Raw genomic sequence first — 13,008 nt, forward strand, 5'->3', positions numbered from 1 at the left:
ATAAAATGAGAAAGATTAGCACGATGATAGTACTCAGTATGATTAGCATGTTACTCACAGCTCCACTCATGTATGCAGCAGAGTATCAATACGATGATCTAGGTCGGGTCACATCAGTCACCAAAGATGGCAAGCAAACGATATATACGTATGATCAGGGTGGGAACTTGTTAAGTGTCACCTCCAATACTAATAGTAAATCGTTACGGCAAGCTACTAACGTTCTTGCAGGTTGGACAGCTTATACCACGAAAGGAATTAAAGCAAGTTATCGTACAGCAACAGAAGATGTATATGCACCTATAGCAAATATGACACCTCAATCAGTTGTACATAATGTGTATAGCGACACTACCGTAGCAAGCGATGTATACCATTCCTCTTCTTCTATGATGAACACACAATGGATCGATGTATCGTCCAAACGCACAGGCGGAGCTAATATTTACCGCGATATTCCTGTCAAAGCAGGGCAAACCTACTCTTATAACGGCTGGGTGCAGAGTAACAATGTAAAAGATGCTGTCGTGCAAGTCATTATTAATTATTATGATAAAAACAATAAATTAGTACGTTACAATAACATTTTGAATCTCAAGCAAAATTCGGACTGGCATACATATGGTGCTAACTTAAAAGCTCCAGCGAAAGCAGTCAAAGCCAGAGTTCATTTACAGATTGTTCTTCTCAAATCAAAGGGTACAGCACAAGCAGGATTTGCTGATCGTACATTTGAACAGACAACACAGGAGGATAACCGTTAATGAAAAATAAATATGTACGGTTGGCCTTTCTTGTTGTTGTCTTATTGGCTATCTTTGTAGGTTTTAAAATGCATTCTGCTTCTGCGGCAACAGGTGTATATTCACTTGGCTCAGGGCAAAGTGTAGACATTACGCATGGTTATTCTACTTCCGCAACAGTATATGTTACAGGTAATAATTACGATTATGTAAAATATTTATCCAATGGAGATGTATCTCTGTATGATACTAAAACAGCATATGCTCCTATTACTTTGGCAATTAATCAGAAACTACGTTTAACTAATAATTCACCCTCACCATTAACTATAGATATGAAGAGTAAAACATTCACAGTATTAACGACTGCTGGACAAGCTTTAAGTCGATTTAATTTATTACCAGGTAACAGTGTTTTCGTACAAAATTTGAATCCAGATTATTCACAGCCGATTGATATTGGTGGAATTAATGCCAATATTCATTATGGAGCAGACGGAGAATTATCATCTCCTACATTTACACGTAAAAAAGCTAAAGGTTCAGAAACTGTAGCGAAAAATGGATCAATGATTGTAACAAATCGTGACACAGTAGCATATGATGTTGTTGCTCCTGCATTTCCTATTAATTTTTTGGGTTCTACTGAACCAGCAGATTTTCGTTATAACGTTCCTATTGGTGGATCGTTTCAAGCAACAAACCAACTAAGTAAGCCTTTTTATGTCTATATTGACAATGGAGGGACTTACGAATTCACATTGTACAACGAAGATGGTTCTGTAAGTTCAACAGGTACAACCAAAACAGTGACCAAGTATGTTGGTGCTGGTGAGACATTGATTGTGACCAATGTCGATGGGCCTTCTATGCTAGTCAGTGGAGCATATGGAGCATTCTATACCACGACTCAAGTTGAACCGCCGATGATAACCAAAACATTAGCACCCGGCAAAAGTATTAAAGTGCTCAACAACTCTGGCGATACCATGAAACTGTTAACTGATAACGGAGATAAAGGTTTCCAGATTGCCGAGTACAAGTCCAATGGGGCTGTAGATAGTTATGATATTTTAAATACAAGTGCTAGCTACATTATGGGAATTGGTAACTATGTTGTTATTACCAACCCTGCTTACAATGGACAAGCGATTAAAATTAAAATTCCTAAAGTGAATTCAGTGATATCCGATTCAACTAATCCTGCTTTACTGGAACAGAATATCTCTCCAGGTAATTCGGTAGAAGTGAAGAACGTATCTCCTACCAAAACAGGTTTGTTTGTGACAGGTGAATTTGACTATGCTCTATATGATAGTGCGGGTATTAATGATTATGCACCTAACGTAGGATCTTCACATGTATACCCTGATCCAGGTGAAAGAGTAGCAATAACCAACACAAGCAAAGGCAATGTTACGATGAGTATCAACGGGCCTTATGAAGCATTTGTAGCGACTGCTCGTACACAGCCAGTGACATTTAATCGTGTACTGAATGTAGGCGAAACGTTAAAAACGATCAATACGTCTAACTATTCATTTTATATTACGGCAAGTGGACAACACCATTATGCTGTCTACAAAAAAGAGAACAACAAAGTGGATGATTTTGATAATCCAATCGTAAGTGCAAGACATCTAATTAGTAAAGATGAGAAAATAATCACCACCAATAGTGGTAATCAAGCGATGACGGTATCTGGTCCTTATGATGCATTTGATATCAGTAGTCGCGCCGAACCTGCTCTGTACAAAGGATATCTTAATGCAGGGCAAAGTGTGAAATTAACAAACACCAGTCCGGCGATGTTCAGTATGTATACAGATGGTATGTATGATCAAGCGAGTTATCGTGCAGATGACACATTACGCTCACTAGACCATGACCGTGTCGCCAAGTCACTCCCTTTTTATAATGGAGAACGAGTGACACTAACGAATTCTGGAAGTAGTCAGCTTGTGGTGTTGAGTCCGTATGATGTAACAACAGCTCAATCGAGTAGCGATCCTGCACTAATTGTGAAACAATTAGCGATCAATCAGAGTGCCGAGTTTATCAACAAAGATAAATCAAACGAAATGGTTTATTTTACAGGTAAACATGACTTGATGGATTATGATACCGCAGATCAGCCTAACAGCTATTATCGTGGTACAGCGACAACATATCGTTCTGTAGATCCTAATCAGCGCTTAGCTGTTATGAACACAGATGTCAAAACAATAGATGCGTACGCCGCATTTGAATTATTTACAGGGAAAGATCGTATCAATCCAGTAACCTTTAAGAAAACATTATCTACAAAACAAAGTCTGGATTTTACGAATAAAACAAGCAAAACATTCTTTGTCTATCCAACAGGAACATACGATTTTGCAGAGTATCAAGCAGGGCAATCTATAGATATGGGCAAAAATGAGACAAGTTCTACCAAAAGTATCCCTACATCTAATAGAATGTCGATTACAAATACGATCTCTACCGATCTCACAGTAGAAGGCCCTTATGATGCTTTTACTATTCAAGCACGTACGAATCCTGCTCTAGTAGAATATAGTCTAGCTCCACGTCAAAGTGTAGAAGCAGAATACACAGGAGTAAAATCAGGACAAATACGTCTGACCGTTGATTATGATTCAGCCTTATTTACCAATAACGTATTAAATGTATATAGCCGCAACCATATCAGTTCTACTGCACAAATAGTAGAGAATGGTGAACGTCTAGCTGTGCAAAATATGGCTGAGATCAATGGATTGATGTATGGAGCATATGACACATTCAAAGTCACTTCACGTACCAATCCAGTTACATTCCAGAAGGTACTGAATACCGATGAGAGTGTAGATATTACCAATACACAACCTGCGAAGTCATTTAACGTGTATCTCAACGCTGTAGATAATATCTACGATTATGTCAAACGAGATGCAAACGGTGGAATTGATGCAGTAGCACGAGCAGCAACAAGCGGAGTTGAACTTCTAGAGCATGGAGAGCGTATTGCGATTACAGCACCAACAGCACATTCAGTAATGATTGAAGGTTCTTATGATGCACTTAAGATCGCGAACCGTACGAATCCCGCTTTGGTGAAAAAAGCACTAGCACCAGGTCAAAGTCTAGAAGCGACCAATATAGACAGTATTCCTTCTCAATTAACGATTGAGCAAATCTATGATATGGCGACTTATGACAGTACAGGAGCTTTAAAACAATATAGTTTTGGATTAAGTGGAACACCTAGACAAACGTTAGATCCTAACGCCAAAATAGCGATTCAAAATAGTGATGACATGTACAATGTGGTCTATGGTCCTTTCGAATCGTTTAAGTTCGTCGACCGAAGCAATCCAGTCACATTTATCAAAACGTTATCTACGAATGATTCTATGGCGTTTGAACAAAATGCACTAAATCAAATGTTTTTATATTTCAATGGGAATCCTTATGATTACGCACAGTACAAAGCGAATAAAGAAGTGCGTGAGTATGGTTGGGGAGTACTTTCTTCACAAGCGATGACCAAAGGAGATCGTATTGTTGTTGCAGCATCAGGTACAGCTAACGTAACGGTTCAAGGTTCGTACGATGCATACAAAATCGCAACAGTGAGCGGTAAACCGGTAACGATCAAAACGCTTGAAATCGGTGAAAGCTATTCAATCCGTAATATTTCACCAGGAAGCTTTTTCGTCAAATTAGCAGGTAATCATAGTTATCAACTGTACAATGCGAATGGCACATTAACCACTTCGAGTACAGGAACAACAGCTAGTTATCATGCTGTTCCTGCTTCATCACGTCTGGTAGTGACTAATGTCGATGTAGCACCGATTACAGTCTATGCACCAACTGAAGCGATCAAAGTCACACAAGGTGATGATCTGTTAGTCAAAACATTGACTATGGATCAGACGATGAAAGCTACTAATACATCAAGTAGTTCAGCTACATTATCTGTAGATGGTAAATACGATGTGGCTGTATACGATGCTTCAGGCAAACCTGTAAATGTTGATCGCAAGTCAACCGGTAATTCGGTATCTGTTCCAGCAGGTGGTTATGCGATTCTTACAGGGCAACAAGCTGACAATACACTGGTGAATGGAAATAAAGACAATTTTAATTTTGAAGATCAAGTGAATCCTGCACTATCGCTGTATACATTAGCACCGAATGCGCTGGTCAAAGCAACCAATGTACATGATCATGCACGTACGCTTAATGTAGGTAGTAAGTTCAGTTACTGGACAGAGCAAGGAGAAGAACAGACAGGTTCAGGTACTGTTAATATCGGAGCGGGTAATACGACTGTTATTCGTAATACAGGAACAACGACGTATGAATTGTACAGCCCATACGGATCGTTCCAAATGGAAGCTACAACAACGATTCCAGTTCCTGTTCCACCTGTAGTAAATCCTTCTGTCGGTACGATCGATCCAGCCGATTATGATCAACAGACGTATTATGCTGATCCAGTCGATACTTCTACAGGAGCACAAATCATTAACAAAACGATGATGGTGGCTCATGGAACTGTAGATATTCCTTTCCAAGCTCAGTACTATGCGCTTTTACAAGGCAATGGTGGGTTGGGTAAAGGATGGAGTCATAACTTTGAAATACGTTTGAGTAAAAACAATACAACAGGTCAGATGACCGTGTATTGGAATGCTTTCCGCACAAATAACTTTACGCTCAATAGCGACAAAGCAACCTATACACCTGTAGAACGTGCAATCCGTAATGACCAATTGCAAAAAAATGCAAATGGCACATACACCTTGACGCGTTACGATGGAACGCATTATATTTTCGCTGCTAACGGAACGCTGCAATCAATGGGTGAACGTGGCGGAATTACGATGACGATGCAGTACGATAATGCAGGTAAGTTACTATCTGTGACTGAACCTACCAGTGGAGCGAAGTTAGTCTTAACGTATAACGCTATCGGTAAAGTAGCGACTGTTGCAGATCAAGCGGGTCGTACATCTACGTTTACTTATGACGATACTGGTCGATTGATTACACTAACAGACCCGGGTAGTCACAAGACGACGTATACGTATAATAAGAACAATCAAATTTTGACAGGTTCACTAGATGGCAAGCTTGTATTCTCAAATGCTTATGATGGCAAAGGCAGAATACTACGTCAAAATGATGGAATCACAGCTCATCAACCAACAACATTTGCTTATAGTAATGCAGACGGAATGCTCACCACGACGATTACAGATCGCAACGGTGATATTCAAAAACGTGTGCATAATATCAATTATCAATTGGTTGAAGTGCAAGATGGGAATAATGGCAAAACAAGTTATACCTATGATGCTCAAGGTAATCGTACAAGTATTACGAATGCGCTAGGTCAGACAGCGAAGTTCGAATACGATAGCAAAGGAAATTTGACCAAAAATACCGATCCATCCGGTCTATCGATGACATTGACTTATGATGCGAAAGGGAACTTGCTCAAAGCAACAGGGCCTGATGGCAATAGTATTACAAGCACGTATGATGCCAATAGTCGCCTACTCAGTACAACCGATACCGAAGGTTATAAAGTATCGTATGAGTACAATGACAAAGGCATGCTAACCGCTGCAACCGATCCACGTGGTGGCAAAACGATCTATAGCTACAATGGATACAAGTTAGATACAGTCACTGCTTCTACAGGCGAGATGATGAAAGTAGGTTATGATGCCGCAGGTCGCATGACCACGCAAAGCGATGCAGAAGGCAACCTTTCACAAGCTGTATATAATGATAATGATCAATTAATCACTATGATTGATCCGCTCAAAAATAAAGTAAGTTACACCTATGATCGTCAAGACAATCTAGCAAGTGTCACTGATGCACGTGGCAACACTACAAGCTACAGTTATGATGCCAATGGGCAGTTAACATCGGTTCGTAATGCACTGGGTGGTACACTCTCGATCACTTATGATAGCGAAGGCAATATGACCGCTGTCACTGATCCACTTGGTCGTAAGAGTTCATTTACGTATGATGCAGCTGGTCGCCTAATGACAGAGACAAATGCCGCAGGCGCTACTGTAAAATATGCATACGACAAGCTAGGTCGTCCGATTGAAGCCTATGATGCACTCAATCACAAAATGTATACAGTAGAGTACGATACCGCAGGTAATCCGGTCAAAATGACAGATGCGCTAGGGTATACGTACACAAGCACGTACAACGATTTGAATCAGTTAACACAATCAGTCGATCCATTAAAACGCACAACCACTTATGGATATGATCGTAAAAACCAATTAACATCAGTCAAAGATGCGATTCAAGGCAGTACATCGCAGACGATTGATGCGTTTAGCCAGATTACTCAAATGGTCGATGCCAACGGTAATCGCGCCAAATATCAGTACGATCTGCTTGGACGTCTGACTGCAGAGCAAGACGAAGCAGGAGGCAACCATAGCTACACGTACAACAATGTAGGATTGCTAGGTAGCGATACCGATAAAAATGGTCGTCACAGTCAATATAGCTATGATGCCGCAGGGAACTTGAGCCAATTTACCGATGAAGCAGGCAGTGTATCGTACGACTACGATGCTAATGGCAATATCACTTCGGTTAAAGGTAGCAATGGTGAAGTACTGGTTCGTAACTACGACCCATTGAACCGCGTCGAATCGTTCACTAACGGAGATGGACAGACCATTTCGTATAGTTACGATGCCGCAGGACAATTAACAGCACTTACGTATCCAGATGGCAAAAAAGTAGCATATACGTACCATGCCAACGGTCGATTGTCGACAGTAACAGACTGGGCAGGACGTCAAACATCTTATACGTATGATGCGAATAGTCGCTTGTTATCGACAACCCGTCCAGATGGAACGAAAGAAGTTCGTACGTATGATGCCGCAGGACAAGTATTAACGTTGAAAGACCTGCAAGCGGATGGAACGGTATTGTACGAATACAATTACACCTACGATCAAGTAGGACAAGTGACGAATGAAGACGGTGGCGAAATCACCACTGATCTGACTGGCGTTACTTCAGATGTCTATGGTCCTGGATTATCACCATCACTTGAAGATGTGATGATTCAAAGCGAAGGATTGCCACAAACCACAGACAATGTATCATCAGATGTTCAAACCGATGTATACACACAGCCATCCAGTGTAACCGCAGATGTCTATGGCACAGGCGATATGACGATGACCTATAGTGCAGACAATCGTCTGGCTACTGTCAATGGCGAAGCTGTGAAATACGATGCCGAAGGGAATATGCTAGTCGGCCCACTTGCTGGACAAATGCAAAACTATACCTTTGATGCACGTAACCGTCTGGTAGAAGCCGGTGGGGTACAATACGGATACGATAACGAAAATCACCGTACTTCTGTAACTGTTAACGGAACAACAACGAAGTATGTGATTAATCCCGAAGCTGTGTTGTCTCAAGTACTGATGGAAACCGATGCATCAGGCAAACCGACAGCATGGTATGTGTACGGTAACGGCTTAATTGGACGCCAAGACGCAAACGGAGCGTACCAAAGCTACCACTACGACCGTCGCGGAAGTACAATAGCGTTAACGGATGCCAAAGGACAACTGACCGATACGTACAGCTACGGCACCTACGGAGAATCTTTAGGACACGAAGGTACCACCGAGCAACCGTTCCAATACAACGGACGCGATGGAGTCATGACCGATCCGAACGGGTTGTACCAGATGCGAGCAAGGTACTACAACCCAGAGATCAAACGCTTTGTGAATCGAGATGTCCTGAGTGGCAGTATTGACGATGGACTGACGATGAACCGCTATGCGTATGTGAATGGGAACCCGATTTCGTATATTGATCCGTTTGGATTGAGTGCGGATAGTGACGAGATGTTGAAAACGGTTGGCAGTTTCTTAGCAGATGCTGTGCCAGGATTAGGTACACTTAAAGGACTGCAAGAAATATTTACCGGAGTCAACTATGTGACAGGAGATCAATTATCAGTTGCAGATCGAGTAGCCAATGGAGGAGGAGTTCTTTTAAGTTGGGTACCTGGAGGCAAAATTGCAGGGAAAGCCCTAACTAAAGGAGCTATTGATGGCGGTAGTTGGGTTATAGCTAGAGTGGCTAAAACACCTGGTAAATATTTAGAATCACCTGCTGAGATAAATGGAATGTTAAATATTGGTGCAAGAGGAAAGCCTATAGAGGGAACATACAATATTGATATAGATCCTAAATCTCAAGGTGTTCATTATGGAGATGCGACTCAGCTTACTAATATAAAAACAGGAAGTCAGAACAAAATAATTATAGAAAACCCTTATGGGTATGATCCATTAAACTCTGAAATACTAAGGGTTTTATCTAAAGATGGTGAAATTATAATTACCGGATCACGTTCCAATATGAAAAAAATATTAAGACAATTAGAGGAGAAAGGATTACAAGTAAAAGGAGAACGACGTGATGTTGCCAATGATGGTACTTATTTAACAACAGATGGAGAAATAATCAAATCGGAATTTTTAGATCAATATATATTTGTTAGAAAGTGAGGTTAGATAAAATGATTCTTACTATTGATATAGGAGATGAAGAGTTTGATAGTATTGTAGATAGTAGTGGAGAATTTCAACCAATTATTTTTTTGAATTTTGCTAGCGATATAAAAGGACTATACGAATTTGAACTTGCAAATACAGTAATTAATATTTTTGACTTTGAAGATCAATTACAAATGCAAGGCTTTTTCAGTAAAGAAGATTCTTTATTTGTATTTGGAAAGCTAAAAGTTCAAATTGATGGAGTCAAAGGTGCAAATTTAAAATGGAGTAAAGATAAGTCTTTAAAAAAAGAAAGCGAAAAGTATTACAATTGGCCATATACTATTAATAAGGACGATAGAGTTTGTTATTGTGGAGGGTATTTATCATTTTTAACAGATTATTATGCAACATTAATGATTGTTACTGGTAGTAAATATAAAATTAAATTAACATTTGATTTAAAAGAATCAATACCATTTAACTCTATGGACAATAATAGTTTACAACAAGCAAAACTAAAACAATTTCAATATAAAAATGAGAATTTTCAAGGGAAATTGTTTGATAATGACTTTTTTAAAGAATATTTTTTGACTGGTAGAAAAGCGATTAAAGATGAATAATTAATAACAATATTTAATTAACTTGAGTTTTACTAAAGAATAAGCTAATTATAATGAATAATTATGATTAGCTTATTCTTATTTAGTTATCAGAAAGCTATCACTTCAAATAGAATGAATAATAGATCTTAACAAGGTACAGCGCCTAACGGTCTGAAATTTGAAAGATAGTTTAATGGAACTGAATCAATGAAAAATCTTTATCCGATTATAAATTTCTAATTAGGAGCTGAGATTTTGACATTTAGAATATTTAGAAAAGAAGTCGAAAATAATTTATTGCCAGCAATTGATTTCTTCAATGCTATTCCAAACCATTGATTTGTTGAAGTAGTAACCTTTTTATCTAAAGGTATAGGATATACTATTGAATATTGTAGTTGCAATTTTTCAGATGATTTAGATCCATAGGAAGAGCCTTTTGAGGGAATACAGTTTGTTAACTCTGCTTTGGATATATAGAGCATTCTTGATTACGAAATTGTTCAAGAACTTCTAATAGAGTCGAGTTATTCTTTTTTGAAAGAACGTCCAGAATACATGGATGCTATTAATCAATCCTTATTTGATTTTTCACAAAAGTATAATTTGCTATTTAAGAAATTATAGTTTTGAGCCACAATCGGAAATCTTCATTAGGAGGAGTTGATTACTATGACCAAAAGAAGTAGAAAAGAAATTTTAGAAGAGATTTAAGAGATGCATTTATTGCGAAAAAAGGTAATGAGTGGAGAGAAAATACCTTGTCCCAAATGTGGAGAATATTTAATTTTCTATGGCAAAAATAGTGGTAAACATCCCGGTATTTTTTGTCCTAATAATGACTTTGAAATTCTTATTGAATATAGTAATCATTTTTTAAAAAAATGATTACTATATTCAATAAGAATTAAAGGTAAAATAACCATTAATTTATAAAATTGTTGATGAATGGTTATTTTATTGAAAAATAATAAGTATAAATTGCAATAAATTTTATACTTAAAAGATATTTATGAAGTTTTTTAAAAATGGATTATAAAACAGGTCAGAAAATGTCTGTGAGAGACTAGATAAATAGTATATTATGAAAATTTTGTCAGTAAAAAAGCAACTAAAAGTTATATTGATGGTCATGTTTAGGTTATTCGTAATTTTAGTAAAAAATAGTGCTGATAAGGTTCTGAGTGAAAGCATAGATTACAGAAATGTACAAAAGCTACAAAATAGTAGAAAAGAGACATTGGTTCTTAGAAAGGAAATTAGACAGTTTAAGCAATACTGGGGTCAATATGGAATTAATGTCAAAGTGGATAAGAAAGGAAAAGTACTTCGAGGTGAGCTTGAAGCAGGCTTTGACTAGGGTAGCGGAGAAATTTGGATTAAGAAAAATCCAAGCTTAATTAATTTGTATCATGAAGGATATCATGCAGAGCAATGGTTAGCACTAGGCAAAGATTCGTATATGAATCTCAGTAGATTAGAACGGGAAGAATATGTATTTTCGAGAGTGATGCAAAATGAACATTTATTTGATACACCATCCATTAATCATTCAAAAGAATATATTGATAGACTACGTTCAAAATATGATAATTAGAAGGTGAATAAATTGAGAAGATATAATAGAACTAAAGAAGAATTAAAAGAAATACTTGAGGAAGTAAATCGAAATTTTCCAAGACATCATTGTAAAGTAGAAGAGATTACTGTAGAGACTGTATTAAAGCCAGAAGAAGCAATAGAAATTGCTAAAAATTATCTTCAAGAAAAAAAATGGTTGGAACAGTAGATGAACAAATTTAAAATATATATTTTGATGAAGGATATACATTTAAAGTGGATCCTAAAAGTAAAGATAATGATAATATCCGACCAGCATGGAGAGTAACAGTCGATTTGCCACCAAGTACGTTTACTTTTGAAGACTACACGTTAATTGTATCGGATCGAGATAAAAAAGTACTAGGCATTTTAGATGCAAATGGTCATCCAGCTAATTTAAGATAATTATAAATCAAGCTATACAAAAGAAACATGAGATGACTATTAGTCATTTCATGTTTCTTTTTCTTTCTCAGTTTATTAGAAATTAATAAGGAAATTTCAAAAAAATGATAGTATCTTTTGAAGTGAATGTAAAATCTAATAAGTATGGAAAATGAATATGGCCTATGAAATTATGTATGGTAGTATTGTTAAATCACATTTATAGATAATCCAATAACCTTATTGTAAAACTTTAATGCGTTTAGTAATTTTCAAGTAGATAAAAGTACTATCTAGTTTTGATATTAACGTTTTGTAGACCGATATGGCATGAGTAGCAGTATCGACGATGAACTGGTATATGAATGGGTATCCGATTTCATATATTAATGCGTTTGGACTGAGTGCGGATGGAGATTCTTGGTTAACTACAGGATTGAGCTACGGAGCCGATGCTGTTCCTATTTTGGGAACGGTAAAAGGTTTCAAAGAAACGATTACCGGAGTCAACTACATTACAGGTGAGCAATTGTCTGTAGCTGACCGAGTTGCCAATGGAATTGATTCCATTCCCAGGAACGAAGTATGTTGGAAAATATGGAACCGAAGCGACAATCGATGCTGGTAGTTAAGTTGTTAAGTAGTTTGGGAAGAATGAAACCAAGCAAGTAGCGAGTAAGTTACCATTGAAAATAAACTTATAGTTATTTGCAGGCAAGAAAGATGATGATTTTGCTAAAGAACCGTTCCTACCTGGTGAGTATTACGAGAATAATTATGCCCCTATGCAAGGAACTCCTGGGGCTAGATTTGATTTTAGTAGATTAGGTTCAAGTGGTCAGATAGAAAATTCCAGAGTGATTTATGACAAAGCAGGTAAGCAAAAATATAGAATTGATTATTCTGACCATGGAAATTTTGCTCATCATACAGACCCACATATTCACGAGTACATCTATCAAGATGCAGGAAAAAGTGTTAAAACGGAAATAAAATATTTTAGGGACTTTTCTACAGGTAGACTGAGACAAAGCATAATTAATAAAGTGAAAAATGAAATAGAATTTATTGATTAGTAAAGGAGGTACGCAATTTGAAACA

The 13,008-nt window shown here is 37.6% G+C and carries 7 protein-coding genes and 1 pseudogene; all 8 read left to right on the top strand.

Features of this window, described 5'->3' with window-relative positions; all coding sequences use genetic code 11:
- Nucleotides 1–5 precede the first annotated feature (5 nt).
- Nucleotides 6–764 (top strand): RHS repeat domain-containing protein, encoded by a 759-nt coding sequence (locus PQ456_RS03355; protein WP_273614850.1) that lies wholly within the window; start codon nucleotides 6–8, stop codon nucleotides 762–764.
- The gene (locus PQ456_RS03360) at nucleotides 764–9,325 is read left to right on the top strand and encodes an RHS repeat-associated core domain-containing protein (protein ID WP_273614851.1); all 8,562 of its coding nucleotides are present in this window, start codon (nucleotides 764–766) and stop codon (nucleotides 9,323–9,325) included. The genes PQ456_RS03355 and PQ456_RS03360 overlap by 1 nt, the downstream gene beginning before the upstream one ends.
- 11 nt (nucleotides 9,326–9,336) lie before the next feature.
- Nucleotides 9,337–9,939, top strand: a complete 603-nt coding sequence (locus PQ456_RS03365) for a hypothetical protein (protein ID WP_273614852.1) — start codon at nucleotides 9,337–9,339, stop codon at nucleotides 9,937–9,939.
- Nucleotides 9,940–11,053: 1,114 nt separating this feature from the next.
- Nucleotides 11,054–11,518, top strand: a pseudogene (locus PQ456_RS03370) (zincin-like metallopeptidase toxin domain-containing protein).
- 12 nt (nucleotides 11,519–11,530) lie between these two features.
- A complete protein-coding gene (locus PQ456_RS03375) occupies nucleotides 11,531–11,710 on the top strand; it encodes a hypothetical protein (RefSeq protein WP_273614853.1) in 180 nt (59 codons plus the stop codon).
- Between the two features lie 47 nt (nucleotides 11,711–11,757).
- The gene (locus PQ456_RS03380; protein ID WP_273614854.1) at nucleotides 11,758–11,928 is read left to right on the top strand and encodes a hypothetical protein; all 171 of its coding nucleotides are present in this window, start codon (nucleotides 11,758–11,760) and stop codon (nucleotides 11,926–11,928) included.
- Between the two features lie 328 nt (nucleotides 11,929–12,256).
- On the top strand, nucleotides 12,257–12,535 hold the full coding sequence (locus tag PQ456_RS03385; RefSeq protein WP_273614855.1) for a pre-toxin TG domain-containing protein: 279 nt from the start codon (nucleotides 12,257–12,259) through the stop codon (nucleotides 12,533–12,535).
- Nucleotides 12,536–12,692: 157 nt separating this feature from the next.
- A complete protein-coding gene (locus tag PQ456_RS03390; protein WP_273614856.1) occupies nucleotides 12,693–12,983 on the top strand; it encodes a hypothetical protein in 291 nt (96 codons plus the stop codon).
- Nucleotides 12,984–13,008: the final 25 nt, after the last annotated feature.

The sequence above is a fragment of the Paenibacillus kyungheensis genome (assembly GCF_028606985.1).
Taxonomy (GTDB): Bacteria; Bacillota; Bacilli; order Paenibacillales; family Paenibacillaceae; genus Saccharibacillus; species Saccharibacillus kyungheensis.